Origin of the sequence: Mesorhizobium sp. M1403 (genome assembly GCF_040317695.1) — a bacterium.
In the GTDB taxonomy this organism is placed as follows: Bacteria; Pseudomonadota; Alphaproteobacteria; order Rhizobiales; family Rhizobiaceae; genus Mesorhizobium.
Genome location: NZ_JAMYKY010000001.1, coordinates 470932 through 496075, shown reverse-complemented (window position 1 = coordinate 496075; position 25144 = coordinate 470932). Strand labels below are relative to the sequence as shown.

Sequence of the window (25144 nt, the reverse complement as noted above, 5' to 3'; positions counted from 1 at the left end):
ACGGGTTGGCGCGCAAAGTCTCCGGAAGAAGCCACGGCGATCTGCGCACCGCCGATACCCGTGCCAAGGTCAGGGACAACTACCGGCCTTCGCGTGACGAGATACTGCGTTACATCGCAGAAAATCCGGACCGCGCCGGAAAACGCGACATCGCCAAGGCGTTCGCGCTGCGCGGCGAAGACCGTATCTGGCTGAAGGACATGTTGCGCGACTTGCAGGACGAAGGCCTGCTGACCAAGGAGCGCAAGCGGCTTGCCCGCGTCGGCGCCCTGCCCCACGTCGCGGTGTTCGACATCTTTGGCCGCGACGCCGACGGCGTGCTGCTGGCGCACCCGACCGAAGCGATCGGCAATGGCGAACCTCCGGTCATAGCGATCCGCGTGTCGCGCGGCGGCAATGGCCCGACGCCTGGCATCGGCGACCGGGTTTTGGCCAAGACCTTTCCAACCGACGATCCGGCAGGCCCGGCCTATACCGGCCGGGTGATGAAGATCTTCGAGAAGCGCACCGATGCGGTTCTCGGCGTTTTCCGTGTGCTGAAGGACGGCACGTTCCGCATCGAGCCGGTGGAAAGGCGCCAGCCGGAGCTGGTCGTCGACAAGGAATTCCAGAACGGCGCCAAGAATGGCGACCTGGTCGAGGTCGAGCCGGCGCGGGCCTCCCGTTACGGGCTGCCGAGAGCCAAGGTGCTGGCGGTATTGGGCTCCTTGACCAGCGAAAAGGCGGTCTCGATGATCGCCATCCACGCGCACGACATTCCGCATATTTTTCCCCCCGACGTCATCGCCGAGGCAGAGGCGGTCAAGCCGGCGACGCTTGCCGGCCGCGAGGATTGGCGCGAGCTGCCGCTGCTCACCATCGATCCGTCCGACGCCAAGGATCATGACGACGCGGTGTTCGCCATGCCCGACACCGACGAGACGAACGCCGGCGGCGTGATCGTCACCGTCGCCATTGCCGATGTCGCCGCCTATGTGCGCTATGGCACGGCGCTCGACCGCGAAGCGCTGAAGCGCGGCAATTCGGTCTATTTCCCCGATCGTGTCGTGCCGATGCTGCCGGAGCGCATCTCGAACGACCTCTGTTCGCTGCGCGAGGCCCAGGATCGTCCGGCGATAGCGGTGCGCATGACTTTCTCGGCTGATGGCCACAAACTCAGGCACTCCTTCCATCGCATCATGATGAAGTCGGCGGCGAAACTCGCGTATCAGCAGGCGCAAGCGGCGATCGACGGCGCACCGGACGACACGACTGGCCCGATCCTCGATGCGGTGCTGAGGCCGCTATGGGACGCTTACGCGATCCTGAAGCGCGGCCGCGACACGCGCCAGCCGCTCGAGCTCGATCTGCCGGAGCGCAAGATCCTGCTCAAGCAGGACGGCACCGTCGACAAGGTCGTCGTGCCGGAGCGGCTCGACGCGCACAAGCTGATCGAAGAGTTCATGATCCAGGCCAATGTCGCCGCCGCCGAGACGCTGGAGGCGAAGCGGCAGGCGCTGGTCTACCGCATCCACGATGCGCCTTCGCTCGCCAAGCAGGAATCGCTGCGCGAATTCCTGCAGACGCTCGGCCTGTCACTGGCGCGCGGTGCGCAGATGCGGCCGAACCAGTTCAACGGCATCCTCGCTCGCGTGCGCGGCGCCGACAATGAGGGACTGGTCAACGAAGTGGTGCTGCGCTCGCAGAGCCAGGCTGAATATTCGCCTGCCAATATCGGCCATTTCGGCCTCAACCTGAAGCGCTACGCGCATTTCACCTCGCCGATCCGCAGATATGCCGACCTGATTGTGCATCGTGGGCTGATTGCCGCACTCGGCCTTGGTCCGGGCGGCCTGACGCAGGACGAGGCGGAGCGGCTGGAGGAGGTCTCGGCGCTGATCTCGGCGACCGAGCGGCGCGCCATGGCCGCCGAGCGCGACACGGTCGACCGGCTGATCGCCGCCTATCTCGCCGAGCGCATCGACGACCGTTTCGACGCCCGCATCTCGGGCGTCACCAAATCGGGCCTGTTTGTCCAATTGCCGCAGTATGGGGCGGATGGCTTCATTCCGGTTTCAACCCTGGGCGGCGACTACTATATATACGACGAAACTGCTCGATCGCTTTTCGGAGAACGCACCGGCAAGGGCTATCAGCTTGCCGATCGCGTCGAGGTTCGCCTGATCGAGGTGGCGCCGATGGCCGGTGCGATGCGTTTCGAGATGCTGACCGAGCCAAAGCCGCTGCCCGGCTCCAAACGGTCGTTCCATAAGGCCAAAAGCCGCGCCCGGGCGTCGCAATCGCGTCCAGGCACACGCGGCAGGAGACGGTAATGCCAACAGAACTGCAGGTGGAAGAACGGGTCTTCGGCGGCGAACATCACTCGGGCCGGACCGCCCGGCCACTATTGCCGGCAATGAAGCGCGGCATGCTCGGCCGCTGCCCGCATTGCGGCGAGGGAAAGCTGTTTCGCGCCTTCGTCAAGACCGTCGACAAATGCGGTCACTGCGGCGAGGAACTTCACCACCATCGCGCCGACGACCTGCCGGCCTATCTTGTGGTGGTCATTGTCGGCCATATCGTGCTCGGCGCCTTCATGGGTGTCGAGGCGACCTCGACGCTGTCGACCTGGCAGCACATTGCCATCTGGGTGCCATTGACCATCATTCTCGCCGTCGTCCTGCTGCAACCGGTCAAGGGCGCTGTCATCGGCCTGCAATGGGCGTTTTATATGCACGGCTTTGGCGGTGAAGAAGATCTGATCGAGTCGCATCCCGAGGCTTGAGACCGAGGCTGGCGCAAATCGGCATGGCTGGACGCCACTTTCGCATCGGAGAAGATTCCGCTAGGTCGAGCGCATGGACGTTATGACCAAGGCGGAAGTCGGCAAGGTTGAGCGGATCGCGCTCGACGCCAAGCCTATACGCCCGCGCGACGCCGCGACGCTGATCCTGCTCGACCGCAAGGGCGACGAGTTCCTGGTGCTGATGGGCCGGCGCCACGCCCGTCATGCCTTCATGCCGGGTAAATTCGTGTTTCCCGGCGGCCGCACCGATCCGGCCGACAGCCGAATTCCCGTAGCCAGCGCACTTCATCCTGACGAAGAAGCGAGATTGACAGCCGGCATCGGCCGCACCAGCCCGGCCCGCGCCCGCGCCATTGCCTTGTCGGCAATCCGCGAGACCTATGAGGAGGCCGGCCTGCTGATCGGCCAAAAAGGCACCTTCGCGACCGCCATGCGCGACTGGCAAGGCTTTGTCGAACACGGCGTCATCCCATCACTGCAACCGCTGCGCTTCATTGCACGCGCCATCACCCCGCCCAACCGGGTGCGCCGCTTCGATACGCGCTTTCTCGCCGCATGGCGCGACGACGTCGCCGTGGAACTGCCCGGCGGCGGGCCGACCAACGAGTTGGAAGACGTCGTTTGGCTGCCGCTGGCCAAGGCCAGGCAAGTCGATATTCCAGACATCACGCGCACGGTCCTGGAGGAGCTGGAAACGCGGCTCGCCCAGGATCCGCTGCTGAGCCCCGGCGGTCCCGTGCCGTTCTACCGGCTTGTCCGCAATCGCTTCGTCCGCGAAATTCTCTAGAGCAGCCAGGCATTCCATGACAGTCGATACCCAGCCGCAGGGCAAGGAACGCGTACACTGGCTGCCGATGGTCGCGGCGATCTCGTCGATCAGCGTCGTCGGCATTGCCATCGGCCTTGGCATGCCGCTGCTCAGTGTGATCCTGGAAATGCGCGGCCATTCCGCGTCGATGATCGGTCTCAATACCGCGGTCGCAGGCCTCGCCTCGATTGCCGGCGCGCCGCTCGCCACCCCGCTTGCCATGCGATTCGGCGTCGCCTGGACGATGCTTGCCATGATTGCCGCCGGGGCGCTGGCTTTTGTCGGTTTCCATTTCGCGCCAGCTTTCTGGATGTGGTTTCCGCTGCGCGTCCTGCTGCATATCGCGCTGACGGTGCTGTTCATCCTGTCGGAATTCTGGATCAGCACCTCGGCGCCGCCGCACCGGCGCGGACTGGTGCTCGGCATCTATGCCACCGTGCTGTCACTCGGCTTTGCCGCCGGGCCATGGCTGTTCGCCCATCTCGGCAGCAGCGGTTTCCTCCCCTTCGGCGTCACCATCGCCTTGGTTACGCTCGCTGCCATACCGGTCCTGGCGGCGCGCAACGAAAGCCCAACGATCGTCTCCGACGGCGAAACCAGCAATTTCCTGCGTTATATCTGGCTGGTGCCGACGGCGACCGCCGCTGTGCTGGTGTTCGGCGCGGTTGAGACGGGCGGATTTGCACTGTTCCCGGTCTACGGCAACCGCATCGGCTATTCAGAGGCGGACGCCGCCCTGTTGCTCACCATGATCGGCCTCGGCAACGTGCTGTTGCAAATCCCGATCGGCATGATCAGCGACCGCGTCAGCGACCGCCGCTATCTGCTGATAGCCTGTGCCACCGTCGGGCTTGCCGGCACAATCTTCATGCCGTTCTTCGCGCAGAACTGGCATTTGATGGCAGCGCTTCTGTTTGTCTGGGGCGGTGTGGTCGCCGCCATGTACACAATCGGTCTGGCGCATCTCGGCTCGCAGCTTTCCGGCCACGAATTGGCCTCCGCCAACGCTGCCTTCGTGCTCTGCTACGGTGTCGGCATGGTGCTTGGCCCGCAGGCAATCGGCATTGGCATGGATGCTTTCGGGCCCTCGGGCTTCGGTTGGGCGCTCGGCCTGTTCTTCGCCTGCTATATCGTGCTGGTCGGCACCAGGCTGCTCCGCAAAATCCTCTGAGTCGGCGCCGCTGCCGACATCGCTCCCACTGCTGACTAACTACTGACACCACCATGTCAGGAGCGCTCGAGTATATGCTCCCCCAAAGTGCATGAGCAGGGAGACCTCGGATGATCGACAGTGGCTTTGAAACGAAATCGCTGCGGATGGAATTGCTGCTGCTGGTGACCTTTCAGGCGCCGGCCGCCGATGTCGACCGCATCATGGAGGCGGTGGTCGCAATCGCGCCGCTCAGAATGGGCAAGTATGACAGCAATGCCTTTCAGTCGGCAGACGGCATCGAGCGCTATCGGCCGCTTGAAGGTGCCGCCGCCGGCGCCGAGACGGAATTGCGCAGGCGGCCGGGGACTGTCGAGGTGTCGTTCGAACTGCCCGACGACCAGAAGCTCGCCGCTCGCGTCGTCGAAGCGATTTACCAGGTTCACAGCTATCAGGAGCCGGTGATCCGTATTCAGCCACTGCTTGCCAGCCGCTCCAAGGGTCTCGACGACCGCGCCAACCCGAACCGCTGGTGGAACACGACGGGAGACTGGAAGAAGGCGTTGCAGCCGGAAACCGTCGCGGCGGAGTGAGCGGAACCCGGTCGTATCTCGGTTTGAATTTGGCTGTCAGGAAGCCTGCCTATGAATGATGAAGCATATCGCAAACCAGCAAGCGATCCCCAGGATCTGGCGCGGCTATTGGTCTCTCGCGAGCAAGCGGGAGACGCCGAAGGAATGGCTGCTCTTTACGAACCCGGTGCCACCCTCGATATCGGCAACGGACAGTTGGCCTGCGGCAGAGACGCCATCCGCCGATTTTACGCTAAGTTGGTGGCAGCGGGACGAAAGTTTGATCTCGGAGATCAGCGTCCGGCTATCGTCAACGGGGATTTGGGGCTTACGTCCACGCGCCTTGCCGATGGCACCGTGACTGCGGAAATCGCTCGCCGGCAAAGTGACGGGAACTGGCTTTGGGTGATCGATCAGCCGTCCATCGCTCGATACTCATAGCCGGCATTCAAACTGAGACGCCACCCGGAGCCTGCTTACGACGGCCGAAGCCACACAGGAGCCTCATCCCCAGCCTCACTCGGCCGGCAATAAACCCGGACAACTCACGTGCTACCTAATCCGACAACTCGCCTGCTTACGACACAGAACCTGGACAAGGGTTGACTTTCCGGGCGCGTTCTTTATGTGTCGCGGCAAGTTTCCCGCGTCCGGGTGTTTCCCCGTGCTCCAGCGGCCAAAACTCCACGAACATTTAACGGACGAACATCATGGCCAAAGCCGCAAACATCAAGATCAAGCTTCTGTCGACCGCCGACACCGGTTTCTTCTACGTGACCAGCAAGAACAGCCGCACCAAGACGGACAAGCTGTCGTTCCGCAAATACGACCCGGTCGCCAAGAAGCACGTCGAGTTCAAGGAAACCAAGATCAAGTAATCCGGTTTTCTCTCGCAGTACCGAAACGCCGCCTTCCGGGCGGCGTTTTTCGTTTCGGGGATGCAGGACTAGCCGATGCGATCACCGCTTGCCGGATCGAACAGATGCAGCGACGCCGGGTCGGCCGACAGGCGCACGGCCTCACCCGGTTTCACACTGGCCCGACCCATGGCGAAGACGCACACCTGCTGGCCGGCAAGCTTGGTGTAGAATTGAGTCGACAGGCCGAGCGGCTCCACTACGCCCACCTCGCCTTTCAGCGCGCCATTGTCGGCAAGCCGGATATGCTCCGGCCGTAAGCCGACGGTGATCGCATCGCCATCCCTGAGCGGCAACCCGTCCGGCAGCCGCAGCTTCTGGCCGTCGGCCAGTACGGCATCCGACTTGGCGGTCTTTTCAACCACGGCAGGCAGGAAATTCATGCCGGGCGAGCCGATGAACCCGGCGACGAACATGTTGACCGGCCGGTCATACAGATCGAGCGGCGCACCGACTTGCTGGACGAGGCCGTCATGCATGACGACGATACGGTCGGCCATTGTCATTGCTTCGATCTGGTCATGGGTGACATAGACCGAAGAGGTCTTCAATTGCTGGTGCAGCGCCTTGATCTCGGCACGCATATGGACGCGCAGCTTGGCATCGAGGTTCGAAAGCGGCTCGTCGAAGAGAAAGACTTTCGGGTCGCGGACGATGGCCCGGCCCATGGCGACGCGCTGACGCTGGCCGCCGGACAATTGCCGCGGCAAGCGTTGCAGAAGCGCATCGAGCCCGAGCCGCTTGGCGGCACCGTCCACCCTTGCATCGATCGCCGGCTTGCCGGCCTTCCTCAGCATCAGGCTGAAACCCATGTTCTTCGACACGTCCATATGCGGATAGAGCGCGTAGGACTGGAATACCATGGCAATGTCGCGGTCCTTTGGCGCGATGTCGTTGACCAGGCGCTCGCCAATATGGATTTCGCCGTCGGAGACCTCCTCCAGCCCGGCGATCATGCGCAGCAGGGTCGATTTCCCGCAGCCGGATGGCCCAACCAGGACGACGAACTCGCCGTCGGCGATTTCGAGATCGACCGCGTGCAGGACGCGCACGGCTCCATAGTCTTTGCGGACTTTGTCGAGAGTGACGGAGGCCATCGATCTATCCCTTGACGGCACCAGCGGTAAGGCCGGTGACGAGGTAGCGTTGCAGGAAGGCAAAGAACATGCAGACCGGGATCAGCGCCAGGATGGAAGCGGCCATCATCTGCCCCCAGTCGACCGCGAATTTGCCGATATAGGTGAGCAGGCCGACCGCGAAGGTCTTCTGGTCGTCGCTGGAAATCAGCATCAGCGCAAACAGCAACTCACTCCAGGCGGCGGTAAAGACGAAGCCGAGCGTCGCGCCCATGCCGGGCAGCGTCAGCGGCACGATCACCTTGCGCATCGCCTGCAGACGCGTGCAGCCGTCGATCATCGCCGCCTCTTCCAGGTCCCGCGGGATGCCGTCGAAGAAGGATTGCATCAGGAAGGTCGCAAAGGCCGTATTGAAGGCGGTGTAGATGATGACGAGCCCGGTCAGGCTGTTGATGAGACCGATCTGCCCCATGATGCGGTAGATCGGCGGAATGACCATCACCAGAGGGAAGGTCTGGGTGAGCAGAAGCAGGATGGCCAGGGTCGCCTTGCCACGGAAGGAAAATCGCGACATGGCGTAGCCGGCCAGCGTGGCAATGACCGTTACGAAGGCTGCCGTCGACACCGAAACGATAACGCTGTTCAGGAAATAGCGCGGGAAATCGGTTGCTTCCAGCACGGTGACGAAGTTCTGCAGCGTCGTTTGCGACGGCCAGAAAGTGATGCCTTCGGAATAGAGCAGCCGCTCCGGCGTGACCGAGATCTTCAACGTCCAGAAGATCGGGAACAGCGCAAAGGCCATATAGGCGGCGATGGCGCCGTAAAGGCCGATGCCGCCGAGAACGCGCGAGGAGACGGAGCGTCCGGCAATCATCAGACGTGCCTCACCAGCGAGCGGCGGATGCCGATCAGTGCAATCGCATAGACGATGAGCAGCGCAAGCAGCAGCACCGCCACCGCGGAGGCATAGCCCTTGTCCAGCGACTTGAACGCGCTGACATAGATATAGACCGGCACTGTGGCGGTCGAACCGGCAGGCCCGCCTTCGGTCATGACGAAGATCAGGTCGGCGAAGGTGGCGATCCATATCGTGCGCAGCATGACGGTGATGACGATGGTCGGCGCCAGGAACGGCAGCGTCACCTTGGTGAAGCGCTGCCACGGCGAGGCGCCGTCGATCGCCGCCGCCTCATGCAATTCCGAGGGTATCGACTTCAACGCCGCCAAAAGCGTGATGGCAAAAAAGGGAATGCCGAACCAGACATTGGCGACGATCGGCCCCCACATGGCTGTCGAGGGATCGGAGAGCACGTTGGTCGGCTCGGCTTTCAGCCCCAATGCATAGAGCCAGTGGGGCAGCGGCCCGATGATCGGATTGAACAGCCAGGCCCAGGTCAGGCCCGAGAGGAAGGACGGCACCGCCCAGGGCAGGAAGACCACCGCCTGCACGATCTTTCTGCCCCGGAACGGCGTGTCGAGCAGCAGCGCCAGGCCAAGGCCGAGGAAGAATTGGAAGAACAGGCTGGCTGCCGTCCACCACAGCGTATTGACAAGCGCCTGCCCGAGCACGGGATCCGACAGCATCGCCTGATACTGCCCAAGCCCGACATATTCGGATTTGAATGCCGAGAACTTGCGGAACGAGTAGCCGATACCGATGACCAGCGGCACCAGGAGCACGACGACCAGCAGCACGATCGCCGGGCTGAGATAGAGCCAGGGTTCGATTGCGGCGTGAGACAGCCGCTTGCGTCGTGGCTTGCCGGCAGGTCGTATTTCGGACACGGCATAGGTCATTGGTGCTGGATTGTCTCCTGAGCAGCGTCGAGGACAGCGCCCTTCTCCCCGTTACGGTGAAAAGATGCCGGCAGGCAGATGAGAGGCAGCACGAGCCACGACGGGTTGGCGCCGCCCCTCATCCGTCACTTCGTGACACCTTCTCCCCGTGAACGGGGAGAAGGAAGAAAAGCTATTTCTTGTTCTTGGCCAGCCAGTCCTGCTGTTCTTTGGTCAGGAACTTGGCCCATTCGTCGGCCACGTCCTTGGCCGCTTTCTGGCCAAGCAGCACTTCCTGAAAATTCTTGATCGCCACCTGGTCGACGAAATTGCCGAGGTTTTCCAGATGCGTCGGCGGCGTCACCATCTCGTATTTGTCGCCGTTGTTCAGTTCTTCGAACCAGCCCTTGAACTGCTCGGTCCTGAAGTGAGCGTCCTGGTCGGCGCCGTTGTGGATCGGAATGACGCCGACTTCCTTTGCCCATTCCAGATTGTCCTTGGGCGACAACAGCGTCGCCATCAGCTTCCAGGCATCGTCCTTGTGCTGGGAATTGGCGAACATCGCCCAGCCGGCATAACCGAGCGTCGGATAGGATTTGCCGCTCGGCCCGACCGGCATCGGCGCCACGGCGAAGTCGTCGGCGCTCATCTTGTCGGCGATGCCGAGCAGCGCGTCGGGATCCTGGTTCAGCATGGCGCAGGTGCCGCTATAGAAGCCGGTGACGGTCTCGTTAAAACCCCAGCTCACCGCGTCCTTCGGCGCCAGGCCGTTCTTGTACATGTCGGCGAGCATCTGCAGGCCCTTGACCGAGCCTTCCTCGTTGATGGTCGAGGTGCCGTCCTCGTTGAAATAGCCACCCTTGCCGGCGGCGATGTTCATGAACATGTGCATGCCGTTGAAAGCGCCCGGGCCACCGCGCAGGCAGTAGCCGTATTTGCCCGGTATCGCCGAGATCTTCTTGGAGTCCTCGACGAATTCGTCGAGCGTCGACGGCGGACCGTCCAGGCCGGCCTCCTTGAACAGCTTCTTGTTCCAGAACAGCGCGTTCAGGTAATAGCCGTAAGGGATCATGTACTGCTTGTTGTCGACCGTCGAGCCGAACTGCTTGGCGCGCTCGCCCAGCGTTTTGGCATCGTCCCATTTGGCCATGTATGGCCCGAGGTCCTCGAGCTGGCCGTTGGTCGCGTAGAGGCCCATCCAGCGTTCCGGCATCTCGACGATGTCGGGCGTGTCGCCGGCCTGCACCATGGTGAGGAACTTCTCGAACGCCTGGCCCCAAGGCAGCGATACGAGCTCGACCTTGACGCCCGGATTGGCCGTCTCGAACTCGGCGATTTGCTTCTTGAGGAATTCGGTACGCGGCGGACTGGTAATGACCTCGACCATCTTGATGGTGGAATCGGCCAGCACGCTGCCGGCGGAAATCGCCAGACCCGCGACGGCACCAAGAAGGATGCTCAGTTTTTTCATGTTCAGCACTCCCATTTTGAACGGCTCCTTTTATCTTTTTGCTCTGTCGAAGGCTTGGGCGACATCCGCCCACAGGTCTTCGACACTTTCCAATCCGACACTGAAGCGGATGGTTCGCGGGCTGACGCCGAAGCGCGCCATCGAATTCAGGCCCGGCGTCTGCTCGAGCGAGGCCTTTGCCGGAACGACCAGGCTCTCATGGCCGCCCCAGCTGACGCCGATGCGAAAGAGTTTCAGCGCATCGACGAAAGCCGGAATGTCGACGTCTTCCGTCACTTCGAATGAGAACAGCCCGGCATAGCCGGCAAGCGTCGCCTTGCCTGGATGGTTGGAATAGGCCGGGTGGTTGACCCGCTCGACATGGCCATGCGCCTTCAGCCGCTCGGCGATGGTCAGCCCGCTCTTCATGTGGTGCGGCAACCGCAGCGGCAATGTGCGCAGCCCGCGCAGCAACAGCCACGCCTCGAAAGGCGAAAGCTTGCCGCCGAGATAGGAATAGGTCTGCTCGTTGATGTGTCGGATATGGGCAGCCGAACCGGCCACCACGCCGGCGACTGTGTCGCTGTGGCCGCCGAGATATTTCGAGGCGGAATGCAGCACCAGGTCGACACCGTGTGAAATCGGCTTCTGGAACACCGGCGTCGCCCAGGAATTGTCGATCGAGGTGATGATGCCCTGCTCTTTGGCCAGCCGCGCCAAATGCGTTACGTCCTGGAGCTCGAACATCATCGACGTCGGGCTTTCCAGGTAGAGCAGCTTGGCGCCGGGAAGTGCTGCGGCGACCGCGTCCGGATCGGAACCGTCGACGTAGTCGACCTTGATGTTGAGCCGAGGCAACAGCCGTTCGAACAGCCGGTAGGCATCGCCGTAGCAGTTGCGCACGACGACCATTCGCTCGCCGGCACTGACGAAAGCAAGCACCGTGGCGCTGATCGCTGCCATGCCGCTGGAAAAGCCGCGCGCGGCTTGCGCGCCTTCGAGGGCGGCGACACGCGCCTCGAACTCCATCACCGTCGGGTTGTCACCGCGCGAATAGATCGGCTGGCGTCGCCTGCCGGCGAATGTGTCGGCCATCTCGGCATAATTGGCGAAGGTGAAGAGCGAAGTCTGGTAGATCGGCGGGACCACCGCACCGCCGGGAAAAGGCTCATCATGGGCGAGAAGCGTCGCAGCCTCGGCGAGATAGTCGTTTTCGAAACCGGCGGGATGGTCGTTCATTTCTGGCCTGAGAGTTTGAGTTTGGCCGCACCGCGTTTCAGATCGTCCTCGACGGTGGCGATCAGCTTCAGCGCCTCGGCCCGGGCTCCCTCCGGATCGTGCGCGGCGATGCGTTCGAAGATGGTGCGGTGATAAGGGAAGCTGGCGTGGCCGAAGTCGCGCACGCCGAGCGGATGTTCCCAGAAACGGTGGAACAGTTCGTGCATGGCGGCGATGATCTGCTCGAACAGCGGATTGCCGGAAGCGCGGTAGATCGACTGGTGGAATTCCCAGTCCTCCTCCGCCGACATGCCGGCGCGCGTGTGGAAGGCCTGCTCCATAATGTCGAGCTTGCGCCCGATCTCGACGAGATCTGGCTGGCCGGCGCGAACGGCGCAAAGGGCGGCTGCTTCCGCCTCCAGCGCGCGGCGGATTTCCAGCGTCTGCATCAGGCTGGTGAAATCATTGCCGCCGGCCAGCGTCAGCGGCATGTGCAGCATGTCCAGCGACACCACTCCCTTGAGATAAGTGCCGCTGCCTTGCCGCCGCTCGACCAGGCCGAGCCCTTCCCAGCGCGTCAGCGCCTCGCGCACGGTGTTGCGGCTCACCTTGAGGCGCTCGGCAAGGATGCGTTCGGTCGGCAGTCTCTGGCCGGGCCCGAGGGCTTCCCGCATCACAAAGCCGGCCAGGGCCTTGAGCACCGCGTCGTCGCGAGCAGTTGCCTGTATGGGCGAAAGGCCGAATTCGGTCATGCCAACGGGTCACCAAAAAATGGCTCAATGGTCCAACCAATTTCTGCATAGAAGACAGACTCTGTCAATCGGCTGCAGGCACATGCGTACCGCCCCCAGCGTGCTGATCAAAAGGCGGCCTACCTGCCACGACAAAAAGCCAGCATTTTCTGGATGCTGACGCAGAGTCCTGATGTGTTTTGAAATTGGGGGCCGGCCGGCGTTTGGCAGCGGTACGAGGAGGCCACTATGTGCCAGCGCCGGCCGGCCGACCCCACGGACCCAGGAGATGCGGCGGACCTGAGCATCATGGGGTATTCTTCGGGTCGAACCGGCGATCTAGCCTCGTGCCGGTTACGTCTAAGGGCTGCACATTTGCGCACCAACTTAGGAAAATCAACAGTTTCTTAACCAAGCCTCGCAAATCGCTTGGATTAAGGTAAATTCGTAACCTTGTCGCGTTGACTGGCTAATTGGTGTCCGGGCTATGCCGCCTTGGCGACGACGCGATTGCGGCCGCCGCTCTTGGCCTCGTAGAGCGCGAGGTCGGCGCGTTTCATTAGCGCCGCGACCGTGTCCACCCCTTTCAGCACCGACGACACGCCGACACTGACGGTGACTTCGATGGCCTTTCCTTCTGCGCCGACGGCAAACGGCAGTTGGGCGATTTCGGCGCGAATGCGCTCGGCGACCTTTTCGGCTACCGCACCGTCCGTGTCCGGCATCACCACGACGAACTCCTCGCCACCGAAGCGGCAGGCAAGGTCGATGCCGCGCACATTCTTGCGCAACCGCCGGGCGAATTCGCGCAGCACGTCATCGCCGCCGTCATGGCCATGCGCATCGTTGATGGTCTTGAAGCGGTCCAGATCGGTGATCATCACCGACAGCGGCCGGCGCCGTGCCACGGCCCGGTCGAACAGCGTCTGCAGATGGCTGTCGAGATAGCGGCGGTTGTGCAGGCCGGTCAGGGCATCGGTCACCGCCATCTCGATGGTCTGGGTGACGCTGGCGCGAAGCTGGTCGTTGTAGCGCTTGCGGCGCACCTGCGTGCGCAGCCGCGCGGTCAGCTCCTGCTGGTCGATCGGCCGCATCAGATAGTCGTTGATGCCGAGTTCGAGGCCGCGGATGATGCGCCCCTCCTCGCCCTCGTCCGCCAGAAGGATGATTGGCAGGAAACGGGTGCGATCGAGCGAGCGCAATTGCGAGCAGAGCCTCAGCGGGTCGAAATCGGCGAAGGCCGTCGAAATCATCACGCATTCGTAGGGCAACTCGGCAGCCTGAAAGAAACCGGCATGCGGATCGGTGGCGACGTCGAGATCGGCACTGCCGCGCAGCATCTTCTGGATGCGCTCGAAGGAGGATTTGCGCTCATCGACCAGCAGCACCTTCGGCACCGCGTCGTCGGCCGCGAAGTTGCGGCTCAACAGCTCCTCGATGCCGATATTGCGCGTCGTCGAGGCGCGCAGCCGCAGCTCGTCGGTCAGCGACTTCAGCCTGACCAGGCTCTTGACGCGCGTCATCAGCTGCAGATCGTTGACTGGCTTGGTCAAAAAATCGTCGGCGCCGGCTTCGAGGCCGCGCACCCGGTCCGAAACCTGGTCGAGCGCGGTGATCATCACGACCGGGATGTGCGATGTCGCCGGGTCGCCCTTCAGCCGCCGGCAGACCTCGAACCCGTCCATGTCAGGCATCATCACGTCGAGCAGCACGACGTCGACCTTGCCGTTTTCGCAGATCTCGATCGCATCCGGCCCGTTGGTGGCGGTCAGAACCTCGAAATATTCGGCAAGCAGCCGAACCTCCAGCAGCCTGACATTTGCTGGGATGTCGTCGACGACGAGGATCCGCGCGGTCATTTCACAAAGCTCCGGCTCGGCTGGAAAGATACATCAGGCATCGCCCAGGTAGGATTTGATCGTTTCGATGAAACGCGGCACGGAGATCGGCTTGGAGATATATGCCTCGCAGCCGCCCTGGCGAATGCGCTCCTCGTCGCCCTTCATCGCGAAGGCGGTGACGGCGATGACCGGGATGACGTGGAGATCATCGTCCTCCTTCAACCATTTGGTCACCTCGAGGCCGGACACTTCGGGCAGCTGGATGTCCATCAGGATGAGGTCCGGCCTGTGCTGCCGCGCCAGATCCAGCGCTTCCAGGCCGTTGCGTGTACGCACCGTCTCGTAGCCGCTCGCTTCGATCAGGTCGCGAAAGAGCTTCATGTTGAGCTCGTTGTCCTCGACGATCATAACCTTTTTAGGCATCGATTTCCCGTCCCGGCTGGCCTTCCACTCGAAGGGTGCCGTCATGCGCCCCTTGTCGGCACGCACCAAACCTGTTCCCACTATACGGCAATATGATTGACGAAACGGAAACCGGCCGCCCGAAAAGTGTTCGGATTCCAGGTCGGCGAGCTTGCTGCCGATAACACTTGCCACTACTGCGAAAAACAAAACTATTTCGCCCACGAAGGAAGGTAGCGATGGCAAACGCAGCGTCAATGCGCGAGGAAGCCGAAACCATTGCCGTAAAGGCATTGGGCTTCGTCGCCGCCGATCCGGAACTCCTGCCCCGCTTCCTGGCGATCACCGGCATCGAGGCGCATTCCATCCGCCGGGCGGCCGGCGAGCCGGGATTCCTGGCCGGCGTGCTGCAGTTCATCCTCGCCCACGAGCCGACGCTGATGCGTTTTTCCGAGGAGACCGGAACGCCACCCGCCGCAGTGGGCAAGGCGTTGCGGGCGCTGCCGCTCGGCGACGACAATCATGAGCATTCGATATAGGCGACGATCCCGAGACTGCGGGCAGATCGAAGAACCTGCCGCCGACGATGGGCCGCTGCTGGTGCTTTATGGCGTTGCCTCTTCCCCACTGTTGTCCGTCCCAACGGGGTCGGCCGGCTTCAGCATGGCGCCGTTGACCGTCACCGAACCGTCGGCTTTGGTGTTGATCACCCATTCAAGCCGGCCGTCCGGCAGCGTCTTGCCGAACCCTTTGATCGCCAGCGCGCCGGTAAAATACTGCGCGGCCTGCGGGTCCGTCTTCGCCGCCGTCTGCAAGGTCTCCACGATCTTGTCGTAGCCGGTGATGTCGATTGTCACGTCTGCACGCGGCTTCTTGCCGGGGAGGGTCATCTCGCCTTCCATCGCAATCTCGATGTTGCCGTTCTTGATCGTGCTGTGTCCGAGAATGGCCTTTGGCGTCTTGGCCAGGAAATCGGCGGAGATCTGGTTGCCGAAATCTGCCGGCAGCGGTGGATCCTTGCTGAAATCAAGGGTTTCGATGGTTTTCTTCGCCATGCTGTCCAGATCGATGTTGGCGCCGCCGAAGTTGAGGTCGATATCCGTCGGCAGCAACGCAACGCTCCAGCTGGGCAGCACCTGCTGCGGTATTGTCAGGCCGGAAACCTTGAACGCGTAGTTGATCTTGCCTTCCTTGGCGATGCCGTCCATGCCGACAGCGGTATTCAGTTGCGTCGCACCGAACTTGCCGACCGGACTCTCCACCACAAGGTCCTTGAAGCCGTAGGTGCCGTCGATCCGCTCCCACAACGGCAGTGCTGCCGTCAGAAGCGATTTGAACTCCGCCCCATCCGCCTTGAATTTGGCTGCATCATCAGTCGCCACGATGAAAGCAAGCAGGTCGAGCAGCGGCTTTGTCCGCAAACCCTTGCCGGCCGCATCCACGGAAAGTTCAGGCGCTTTTACAGCAGCCGGAAAACTCAACCCACTTTTGGGATCGTTGACTTTGATCGTTTCGGCGAAGTTCGTTATTTTTTCCGTCACCGTGAAATCGACGCCGCCGTTTGCGGATTTGGTCGAAACTATTACGGCAGTGCCAGGACCGACCGTGACATCCGCCTGCTGCTTGGGCTCTCGGGTGGTCATCGTCATGCCAGCCATCGAACCGGTTGCGCTCGCGAAAGCGGCCAGGTCGGGGTCATAAACTCCGGTGAACTTGTTGTCCGACACGGAGAAGTCGATGTGCTGCGCCCCCTCAGGGCCAACGAAATCGATAGACCCCTTCGGGGACACGTCCGCCGAAACGTCCCAGTGTCCATCTTTGCGCGGCTTGACCAAGATGAAGTAAGGCGTGATGTCGAACTTGAAGGCTTGCTGCTTTGCCATCAAATCCGTGACTGGCTTGAAGTCGAATGCGAGCTTGTAGGCATCGCCGTCGACTGAAATTTTCACGAACCCGATATCGAACAGCTTCTTTCCGATATAGCGCGCCAGATCGTCGGAAAGCTGCTTCGCCCCTTGCCTGTCGATCGCTTGGCCGAAGGCCGGTCCGCTGCAGGCAAGCAGTAAAACAAGTGGCAAAACGCGCTTCATGTCGATCCTCACTTATTCGCGGCCGTCAAACCGTTTCTATCACTGGTAGGGAATTACCATCACAACCGCAAGGCGAGCCGGACGGATCGATGTCGCCCGCGGCATTGCCTAAAGCACCAGCCGCACCAGCGGCCGGCCCGGCTTGCGCTCGACCAATCGCTGGAACCCGGCCTTTTCGAAGACCCGCGACGAGCCGACGAACAGCCCGATCGAGCGCGAATCCTTCGATAGATCGATCGGGCAGGCCTCGATCAGCCGGGCACCATTTTCCCGTGCGAAGTCGATGCCGCCTGTCACCAGGCGGTGCGACAGGCCCCTGCCGCGTGCCTTGGCGCGGATGAAAAAGCAGGAGATCGCCCAGACGCCGGGATCGGTGGCATCGGCGGGGTCGAGCGGCGCCGACCCCCTGCCCTGGTTGTTCCATTCGGGCACGTCGGCGCGCGGGCCGATCTGCATCCAGCCGACTGCCCGGCCGTCCTCGAAGGCCAGCAGGCCGGGCGGCGGCCCGGCCTCGATCCGCGCCTTGATATGATCCTTGTTGCGCTCCCGGTCGCTCGCGCGGCGCGCTGCCGGCGACAGCCGGAAATGTGTGCACCAGCAGCCGTAGCAGGCGCCTTGCTTACCGAAAAGATCTTCGAAATCCGCCCAAAGCTCGGGCACTAGCGGCGCTATGGTCGTATTCATGAGCTCTCTCCCGGCCCACCGCCTTGTCGTGGCGTCCGTCCTGACGTACCATTGCATTTGTTCTCTTTATGTTCGCAGCGATGGCGGCCCCTGTCAACAATCCCGAACACGGTTTTTGCCGCGACTGCCTGAATTTTCAGCGCAGCGAGGCACGCCGTTGCGAGCGCTGCGGCAGTCCGCGGCTTGCGCGCCATCCCGAGCTTTACCGGCTGCGCCTTGCCCATATCGATTGCGACGCGTTCTACGCGGCGGTCGAAAAGCGCGACAACCCGGCATTGAAGGACCGGCCGTTGATCATCGGCGGCGGCAAGCGCGGCGTCGTCTCCACCGCCTGCTATATCGCCCGCATCCATGGCGTGCGCTCGGCAATGCCGATGTTTAAGGCGCTCGAAGCCTGCCCGGACGCGGTGGTCCTCCCGCCGGACATGGAAAAATACATCCGCGTCGGCCGCGAGGTGCGCGCCATGATGCAGGCGCTGACGCCGCTGGTCGAGCCGCTCTCGATCGATGAGGCCTTCCTCGACCTCGCCGGCACCGAGCGCCTGCATGGCCTGCCGCCTGCGGTGGTGCTGGCGCGCTTCGCTCTCAGCGTCGAAAAGGAGATCGGCATCACCGTTTCGGCAGGCCTGTCCTATTGCAAGTTCCTGGCCAAGGTGGCCTCGGACTTCCGCAAGCCGCGCGGCTTTTCGGTGATCGGCGAGGCTGAGGCTATCGGCTTCCTGGCCGAGCAGCCGGTGACGCTGATCTGGGGCGTCGGCAAGGCCTTTGCCGCCACGCTCGAGCGCGACGGCATCCGCACCATCGGCCAGCTGCAGCGCATGGAACGCGGCGACCTGATGCGCCGCTATGGCGTCATGGGCGACCGGCTCTACTGGCTTTCGCGCGGCGAGGACGACCGCCGCGTCGTTCCCGACCAGGACGCGAAAAGCGTCTCGGCGGAAACCACTTTCGACACCGACATCGCCTCCGTCGAGGAACTGGTTTCGGTGCTGAGGGCGCTGGCGGAGAAAGTCTCGGCCCGGCTGAAAAAATCCGGCATTGCCGGACGCACCGTCGTCCTCAAGCTGAAGACCCAGGATTTCAAGATCCGCACGCGCAATCGCCAGCTCGGCGATCCGACCCGGCTGGCCGACCGCATCTTTCAGACCGGGCTCGAGCTGCTACGCAAGGAAGCGGATGGCACGAAATACCGGCTGCTCGGCATTGGCGTCAGCGATCTCTCCGACGATGACCGGGCGGACCCGCCCGACCTGGTCGACGTCAAGTCACGCAAGCGCGCCATGGCCGAAGGCGCCATCGACACGCTGCGCGGCAAGTTCGGCCGCAGGGCGGTGGAAACCGGCTATACCTTCGGCAAGGGCCGTGATGCGCACCCGCCCGAACCGATCGAGGAGTGATAGTGCTAAGTGCGCCGCAGATCGATCCGGCTGGTAATCACGCGCTCGCCGGTTTTCGGGTCGACGTCGATAACGGTCAGCCGCATGCCGTCCTCGCCATTCTTCTCGACCGTCATTTGCGCCTTGCGATCGCCATTGACCTCCTTGGCCCAACGGATGCCGAGATTGATTGCGTTGCCGGAGCGGCTGCCGCTCAATTGCGCCGGCCCGGTGCGCGATCCGACATAGGTGCCGCTGTATTTCGTCCCGCTGGACCTGAGGTCCGCGCTGATGTCGCGCGTTACCAAAATAAGACCGCGGCAGCTGCCGTCGAGCGACAATGAGTTCGACGTCGCGTCGGAATTGAAGTGACAGGAGACATTCACCGTCGGCGCATCGGTGGTGACCTTGACGATGCCTTTGCCGGCGAAACTCCCCTGGAATGAGCGAAGAAAATCCGGATCGTCGGCATGCGCTGCGCCGGCCCCGGCCGCCAGGCAGCCGGCAAGTACAAATCGTGCGAGTGATTTCATCGGACCGCTCCTCGTTGGTATCCAAACACAGCACGCAAACACTGAGGGACCAACGCTTCCCTCAGCGGCGGGTTCCGGCTTCAACATCACTGTTTGCAACGCTTCACGGCTGGCCCAGTCAAATGCGTCGGCTAGCGGTTGCGATGAAAGCGCCGGCTTGCGACATAGCGCGCATGGTACCCGCACCCTCGATCCCCAAGGCCGCGTTCTGGATGGCGCTGTCGATCGCCTCGTTCCTGGCGATGTCGGTCGCCGGCCGGGCCACGACGGCAGAGCTCAACGTCTTCCAGGTGCTCGAGCTGCGCTCGGTGATCGGCTTTTTCATCCTGCTGCCGCTGGTCATGATGTCAGGCGGTTTTGCGGCGATGCGCACCGGGCGTCCGCTGGCCCATATCGCCCGCAACGTCGTCCACTATACCGGCCAGGCTGCCTGGCTTTACGCCCTGACGCTGATCCCGCTTGCGGTGCTGATCTCGATCGAATTCACCACGCCGATCTGGACCGCCCTGCTGGCGGTCGTTTTCCTCGGCGAAAGGCTCTCCCGGCCACGGCTTGCGGCAATCGTGCTGGGGCTGATCGGCGTGGTGATCATCGTGCGTCCGGGCGTCGGCGCGGTCAATCCGGGGCAGGTTATCGTGCTGGGAGCCGCGGTCTGCTTCGGCGTCTCGGTGGTCCTCGTCAAGTCGCTGACGCGGACGGACAGCGTCGTGCGCATCATCTTCTGGATGCTGATCATCCAGTCGGTGCTTGGCCTCGTCCCGGCGCTGTACGAATGGCGCAACCCGCCGCTCGAGCTCTGGCCGTGGATCCTGCTGATCGCGTTTACCGGCATGTCGTCGCATTTCTGCATGGCCCGCGCACTTGTCTATGCCGATGCGACGGTCATCTCGCCAATGGACTTTTTGCGCGTACCGCTGTCGGCGGTGATCGGATGGCTGCTTTATCACGAGCAGATCGACGCCTTCACCGCCGGCGGCGCCCTGCTGATCCTGCTCGGCAATCTGCTCAATCTGCAGAAAAAAGCCGCCAAACCGGCTGAGGTGGCAGCATCGTAGCCCTGCAATTCAATCGCCATCGTCGGGTATGTTCAGAACGTGCCCACAGGCCTTGCAATGGACGGCGTCGGGCTCGTGCCGCTGCAGCCCGCATTGCGGGCAAGGAAAGAACACCTTGGTGGGACGGAAGAGCGCCTGCGCAAGCCTGACGAACAGCGATATGCCGATGATCATGGTGGCGATCGCGGTGAGCTTGCCGGCCACGCCGGGCAGGACGATGTCACCGAAACCGGTCGTGGTAACTGTGGCGACGGTGAAATACAGCGCATCGACATAGCCTTCGAGACCGCCCACGGTGCGGAAGAAGAAGGTGTAGACGAAGCCGGTGATTACAAAGAGGAACGTCAGGAAATTGATGACCGCGCGGCTCGCCTCGCGCCATCGCCTGAAGCCGCGCATCTCGAGAAATCGCCACAGCGCGCCGCGACGCGACAGCGACCACAGCCGCAGGATGCGCAAAAAACCGAGATTGGCCAGCGCCGTAGGCATCAGCAGAGTCAGCAGGATGAAGGCATCGATCCACGACGCCGGCTGTCTCATCAGGCGCAGCATGTCGTTGGAGGCAAGCAGCCGGGCAATCATGTCGGCGGCGACGAGTGCTGCCACGGAGTAGTCCAGCCAGAGGAACGAGGACGACTTCTGGATCACCGGCGTGGCAATAAAAAAGGCAATGATGGCGAGGTCGATGACAACAGCCGCAAGCTGAAACCGGAACGCCGCCGCTGTGCGCCCGTGATATAGCTTGCGCAGCATGTCGCGGAGCCGCGCCAAGGCTGAAGAATCCTGCGCTCCACTCTTGTCTATTGCATTCATGGCGACTGCGATAACGTTTGGGCCACCAGCCGTCCAGTGTTGCCAGCCGGGCAGCCGGCTACACCAGCTCCACTTCCACCACGCCTGGCACAGCGCGCATCGCCGACGCGATCTGCGGCGAGACGCGGTAGCGGTTGGGCAACTCAATCTCGACCTCGCCCTCGCCGCCTTCCTTGATGACGATGATGCTCACCTGACTGTCGCCACGCTGCCCAAGTTGCGATTGGATTGTCGATGCCGGTGCGTCATTTCTGACGAAGATGCGCAGCGCTTTCTGGATGCGGCTTGCCTCGTCCTCCAGCGACTGCACGGTCTGGATGCGCAGATTGACGCCTTCCGGCCTGTCCTCGGCCGAAACGGTGATCACCACCGAGCGGCCGGGTTCGAGCAGGTCGCGGTATTGTGCCAGCCCTTCCGAGAACAGCACCGCTTCATACTGGCCCGACGTGTCGGAAAACTGCACGACGCCCATCTTGTTGCCGGTGCGCGTCTTGCGTTCCTGCTTTGTGGTCACAGTGCCGGCAAGCCGGCCGGCGGCAGCACCGCGTTTGACGGCGGCCGAAAACTCGCCCCAGGTCTGCACCCGCATTTTCTGCAGCGCCGCCTTGTATTCGTCGAGCGGATGCGCCGAGAGATAGAATCCAACCACCTGGAATTCGCGGTGCAGGCGGTCGGCGGCGAGCCAGGGGTCGGTCGCCGGCAGGTTGAGTGCCTGCGACTGTGCGCCAAGCGAGGCGCCAAAAATGTCATGCTGGCCGGTGACGGCATTCTGCTGCGCCAGCGATGCCAGCCCCATCATCCGCTCGACGCCGGCCATCATCGCCGCGCGGTCGAGGCCGAAGCAGTCGAGCGCGCCGGCCATAATCAGGCTTTCGAAGACGCGCTTGCCGACGATCTTCGGATCGACCCTTTCGCAGAAATTGGCGAGGCTCTTGAACGGTTTTTCGCCGCGCGTGGCGACGATGTGCTCGACCGCCGCGTCGCCGACGCCCTTGAGCGCGGCCAGCGAATAGAAGATGCGGTTCTCGCCGACCTCGAAATCCCGGAACGACGTCATCACCGATGGCGCCACCACTTCGATGCCGAGACGCAGCGCATCCTGGCGGAAATCGGCGAGCTTGTCCGTATTGCCCATGTCGAGCGTCATCGATGCCGCCAGGAATTCGACCGGGTCATGCGCCTTCAGATAAGCGGTCTGGTAGGAGACGACGGCATAAGCGGCCGCATGCGATTTGTTGAAACCGTAGTCGGCAAACTTTGCCAGCAGGTCGAAGATGAAGTCGGCTTGCGGCTTGCCGACGCCGCGCTCGACCGCACCGGAAACAAAGCGCTCGCGCTGCTTGTCCATCTCGGCGCGGATTTTCTTGCCCATGGCGCGGCGCAGCAGATCGGCTTCGCCTAGCGAATAGCCGGAAAGCTCCTGCGCGATCTGCATCACCTGTTCCTGGTAGACGATGACGCCTTGCGTCTCCTTGACGAGATGGTCGATCTTCGGGTGGATCGACGCCATCTCCTCCTCGCCGTGCTTTCTGGCGTTGTAGGTCGGGATGTTCTCCATCGGCCCCGGCCGGTAGAGCGCGACCAGCGCGATGATGTCCTCGATACAGTCGGGCCGCATGCCGATCAGCGCCTTGCGCATGCCGGCACTTTCCACCTGGAACACGCCGACCACCTCGCCGCGCGACAGCATGGCGTAGGTTTCCGGGTCGTCGAGCGGAATGTGGGCGAGATCGATCTCGATGCCGCGGCGGCGGATCAGCTTGACCGCCCTGTCCAGCACGGTCAGCGTCTTCAGCCCAAGGAAGTCGAATTTCACCAGCCCGGCCTGCTCGACATATTTCATGTTGAACTGGGTGACCGGCATGTCCGAGCGCGGATCGCGGTACATCGGCACCAGTTCCCACAGCGGCCGGTCGCCGATGACGATACCGGCGGCGTGCGTCGAGGCGTGGCGGTAGAGACCTTCCAGTTTCTGCGCCGTGTCGAGCAGCGTTTGCACGATCGGCTCCCGCTCGGCCTCTTCGGCAAAGCGCGGCTCGTTGGCGATGGCGTCGGCGAGCTTGACTGGATTGGCCGGGTTCGACGGCACCATCTTGCTCAGTTTATCGACCTGACCATAAGGCATCTGCAGCACACGGCCTACGTCGCGCAGCACCGCGCGCGCCTGCAGCGTGCCGAAGGTGATGATCTGGCCAACCTGGTCGCGGCCGTATTTCTGCTGGACGTAACGGATGACCTCCTCGCGCCGGTCCTGGCAGAAGTCGATGTCGAAGTCGGGCATCGACACGCGATCGGGATTGAGGAAGCGCTCGAACAGCAGCGAAAAGCGCAGCGGATCGATGTCGGTGATGGTCGTCGAATACGCAACCAGCGAGCCGGCGCCCGAACCGCGGCCCGGGCCGACCGGAATGCCTTGTGCCTTGGCCCATTTGATGAAGTCGGCAACGATCAGGAAATAGCCGGGATATTTCATCTTCTCGATGACCCCGAGCTCGAAATCCAGCCTCTCGCGATATTGCTCGGCCGTGTAGCCGGGTGTGAGCCCATGCGCCGCCAGCCGCGCCTCCAGCCCTTCATGCGCCTGCCGGGCAAGCTCCTGCGCCTCCGCTTTAACCGCCGCGTCGGCGTCGGCGACATCGCGGCCGGCAAAGCGCGGCAGGATCGGGTTGCGGGTCTTCGGATAGTAGGAGCAGCGCAGCGCGATCTCGACGGTGTTGTCGATTGCTTCCGGCAGGTCGGCGAACAGCCTCGCCATATCGGCCTGGCTTCTCAGGAAGTGGTCGGGCGAAAGGCGGCGGCGATTGTCGGCCGCAACCACGGAGCCTTCGGCGATGGCGATCAGCGCGTCATGCGCCTCATAGTCTTCACGAGAAAAGAAAAACGCCTCGTTGGTGGCAACCAGCGGCAGATCGTGGCGGTAGGCGAGGTCGACCGACGACTGCTCGATCGTGCGGTCATAGCCGGAGACGCGCTCAAGCTCGACATAGAGCCGGTCGCCGAACAGGCCCTTGAGCGCCAGGAGCCGGGTCTCGGCGAGTTCGCGGCGGTCCTCTTTCAAGGCATTGCCGATCGGGCCTCGCGGCCCGCCCGTAAGGCAGATCAGACCGTCGGAGTGGCCCTGCAGCATCTCGGTCGTCAGATGCACCGCTTCGCCGGGCGGTGTCTCGAGGTAGACGCGGCTGACCAGCCTGACCAGATTGCCGTAGCCGGCCTCGGTTGCGGCGATCAGGACGACCGGCCGCATCTCCGGTCCTTGCCGCCTGCGGTCGCGCTGGCTGTCGCTCGCCTCACCGGAAAAGGCGAGGTCGATCTGGCAGCCGATGATCGGCTGAATGCCGTCCTTTACCGCCTTCTGGGCGAATTCCAGCGCGCCGAACAGATTGTTGGTGTCGGTGACGGCGATTGCCGGGCACTCGTCCTGCACCGCATGGCCGACGATCTTGCCGAGCTGCAAGGCGCCTTCGAGCAGAGAATAGGCCGAATGCACGCGCAGATGAATGAACCGACGCGCCGCCTGCTCCGCCCGCGACGCCTTCGCATAGGCCTCGCGCAGCAAGGGATCGCGTGGAAGTCTCTCATCCGCCATGGTTTTTTCGCGCCGCCTCACAAGGACTCAGTCGATGAAGATGTATTGTCCGGCACCGGGTAACACGAGTCCAGCGGAAGCGATTGGAGCTTTGTGAGTTTAGAGCAACCGCCGAACCTGCCAATCTCCCCCCTCGTGGGGGAGATGTCCGGCAGGACAGAGAGGGGCGCTGTCCCGCCGACGTCAGGCCTGAAAACAAAAAACCCGCCACAGCGGGCGGGTCGTTGGAGCCATTTAGCACCATACCCAGATTAATAGCACAGCTGCCGGCACAAAGCAAG

Annotated in this window: 23 protein-coding genes; 10 read left to right on the top strand and 13 right to left on the bottom strand. The window is 62.8% G+C overall.

What is annotated here, in order from left to right; translation table 11 throughout:
* Positions 1-5: 5 nt before the first annotated feature.
* The 7 genes from rnr (at position 6) to rpmG (ending at position 6193) form a co-directional block, all read left to right on the top strand.
* A complete protein-coding gene (gene rnr / locus NKH01_RS02530) occupies positions 6-2312 on the top strand; it encodes a ribonuclease R (RefSeq protein WP_502912587.1) in 2307 nt (768 codons plus the stop codon).
* Complete coding sequence (locus NKH01_RS02525) at positions 2312-2764, top strand: DUF983 domain-containing protein (RefSeq protein ID WP_353018802.1); 453 nt, start codon at positions 2312-2314, stop codon at positions 2762-2764. Before rnr ends, NKH01_RS02525 begins: the two co-directional genes overlap by 1 nt.
* A 73-nt stretch (positions 2765-2837) precedes the next feature.
* On the top strand, positions 2838-3572 hold the full coding sequence (locus NKH01_RS02520; protein WP_353018800.1) for an NUDIX hydrolase: 735 nt from the start codon (positions 2838-2840) through the stop codon (positions 3570-3572).
* A gap of 16 nt (positions 3573-3588) precedes the next feature.
* The gene (locus NKH01_RS02515; protein WP_353018798.1) at positions 3589-4764 is read left to right on the top strand and encodes an MFS transporter; all 1176 of its coding nucleotides are present in this window, start codon (positions 3589-3591) and stop codon (positions 4762-4764) included.
* Positions 4765-4874: 110 nt separating this feature from the next.
* Positions 4875-5336: a YqfO family protein gene (locus NKH01_RS02510; protein ID WP_352530866.1), complete on the top strand. Its 462-nt coding sequence runs from the start codon at positions 4875-4877 to the stop codon at positions 5334-5336.
* 51 nt (positions 5337-5387) lie between these two features.
* On the top strand, positions 5388-5756 hold the full coding sequence (locus NKH01_RS02505) for a YybH family protein (protein WP_353018796.1): 369 nt from the start codon (positions 5388-5390) through the stop codon (positions 5754-5756).
* A 269-nt stretch (positions 5757-6025) separates the two neighbouring features.
* Positions 6026-6193: a 50S ribosomal protein L33 gene (rpmG, locus tag NKH01_RS02500; RefSeq protein WP_006201775.1), complete on the top strand. Its 168-nt coding sequence runs from the start codon at positions 6026-6028 to the stop codon at positions 6191-6193.
* 68 nt (positions 6194-6261) lie between these two features.
* Here rpmG and NKH01_RS02495 read toward each other — a convergent pair whose 3' ends face one another.
* From NKH01_RS02495 to NKH01_RS02460, 8 genes are all read right to left on the bottom strand, one after another.
* Entirely contained in the window at positions 6262-7329 is a 1068-nt protein-coding gene (locus NKH01_RS02495; RefSeq protein WP_353018794.1) for an ABC transporter ATP-binding protein, read from the bottom strand.
* A gap of 4 nt (positions 7330-7333) precedes the next feature.
* A complete protein-coding gene (locus NKH01_RS02490) occupies positions 7334-8182 on the bottom strand; it encodes a carbohydrate ABC transporter permease (protein WP_352587001.1) in 849 nt (282 codons plus the stop codon).
* On the bottom strand, positions 8182-9105 hold the full coding sequence (locus tag NKH01_RS02485; protein WP_352789180.1) for a carbohydrate ABC transporter permease: 924 nt from the start codon (positions 9103-9105) through the stop codon (positions 8182-8184). The genes NKH01_RS02490 and NKH01_RS02485 overlap by 1 nt, the downstream gene beginning before the upstream one ends.
* 172 nt (positions 9106-9277) lie before the next feature.
* Positions 9278-10555: an ABC transporter substrate-binding protein gene (locus NKH01_RS02480; protein ID WP_023720111.1), complete on the bottom strand. Its 1278-nt coding sequence runs from the start codon at positions 10553-10555 to the stop codon at positions 9278-9280.
* A 30-nt stretch (positions 10556-10585) separates the two neighbouring features.
* Entirely contained in the window at positions 10586-11773 is a 1188-nt protein-coding gene (locus NKH01_RS02475) for a PLP-dependent transferase (RefSeq protein WP_352586992.1), read from the bottom strand.
* On the bottom strand, positions 11770-12504 hold the full coding sequence (locus NKH01_RS02470; RefSeq protein WP_353018791.1) for a FadR/GntR family transcriptional regulator: 735 nt from the start codon (positions 12502-12504) through the stop codon (positions 11770-11772). Before NKH01_RS02470 ends, NKH01_RS02475 begins: the two co-directional genes overlap by 4 nt.
* Before the next feature lie 464 nt (positions 12505-12968).
* A complete protein-coding gene (locus NKH01_RS02465; RefSeq protein ID WP_352586987.1) occupies positions 12969-14342 on the bottom strand; it encodes a PleD family two-component system response regulator in 1374 nt (457 codons plus the stop codon).
* A 33-nt stretch (positions 14343-14375) separates the two neighbouring features.
* Positions 14376-14792: a response regulator gene (locus NKH01_RS02460; protein WP_348625950.1), complete on the bottom strand. Its 417-nt coding sequence runs from the start codon at positions 14790-14792 to the stop codon at positions 14376-14378.
* A 173-nt stretch (positions 14793-14965) separates the two neighbouring features.
* Here NKH01_RS02460 and NKH01_RS02455 point away from each other — a divergent pair, with 173 nt between their 5' ends.
* Positions 14966-15265: a DUF3572 domain-containing protein gene (locus NKH01_RS02455; protein ID WP_292657779.1), complete on the top strand. Its 300-nt coding sequence runs from the start codon at positions 14966-14968 to the stop codon at positions 15263-15265.
* Between the two features lie 66 nt (positions 15266-15331).
* On the opposite strand, the gene NKH01_RS02450 is transcribed toward NKH01_RS02455, so the two are convergent.
* Entirely contained in the window at positions 15332-16816 is a 1485-nt protein-coding gene (locus NKH01_RS02450; RefSeq protein ID WP_353018790.1) for a hypothetical protein, read from the bottom strand.
* Positions 16817-16924: 108 nt separating this feature from the next.
* A complete protein-coding gene (locus NKH01_RS02445; protein WP_352855391.1) occupies positions 16925-17500 on the bottom strand; it encodes a GNAT family N-acetyltransferase in 576 nt (191 codons plus the stop codon).
* A 68-nt stretch (positions 17501-17568) separates the two neighbouring features.
* Between NKH01_RS02445 and NKH01_RS02440 the strand changes: the two genes are divergently transcribed.
* The gene (locus tag NKH01_RS02440) at positions 17569-18897 is read left to right on the top strand and encodes a DNA polymerase IV (protein ID WP_353018788.1); all 1329 of its coding nucleotides are present in this window, start codon (positions 17569-17571) and stop codon (positions 18895-18897) included.
* 5 nt (positions 18898-18902) lie between these two features.
* On the opposite strand, the gene NKH01_RS02435 is transcribed toward NKH01_RS02440, so the two are convergent.
* Complete coding sequence (locus tag NKH01_RS02435; protein ID WP_353018786.1) at positions 18903-19409, bottom strand: hypothetical protein; 507 nt, start codon at positions 19407-19409, stop codon at positions 18903-18905.
* Positions 19410-19582: 173 nt separating this feature from the next.
* On the opposite strand from NKH01_RS02435, the gene NKH01_RS02430 reads away from it, so the two are divergent.
* A complete protein-coding gene (locus tag NKH01_RS02430) occupies positions 19583-20464 on the top strand; it encodes a DMT family transporter (protein ID WP_352547349.1) in 882 nt (293 codons plus the stop codon).
* A gap of 9 nt (positions 20465-20473) precedes the next feature.
* On the opposite strand, the gene NKH01_RS02425 is transcribed toward NKH01_RS02430, so the two are convergent.
* Together NKH01_RS02425 and dnaE are read right to left on the bottom strand one after the other, a co-directional pair.
* Positions 20474-21277: an ion channel gene (locus NKH01_RS02425; protein ID WP_353018784.1), complete on the bottom strand. Its 804-nt coding sequence runs from the start codon at positions 21275-21277 to the stop codon at positions 20474-20476.
* A gap of 58 nt (positions 21278-21335) precedes the next feature.
* On the bottom strand, positions 21336-24863 hold the full coding sequence (dnaE, locus tag NKH01_RS02420; RefSeq protein WP_353018782.1) for a DNA polymerase III subunit alpha: 3528 nt from the start codon (positions 24861-24863) through the stop codon (positions 21336-21338).
* Positions 24864-25144: the final 281 nt, after the last annotated feature.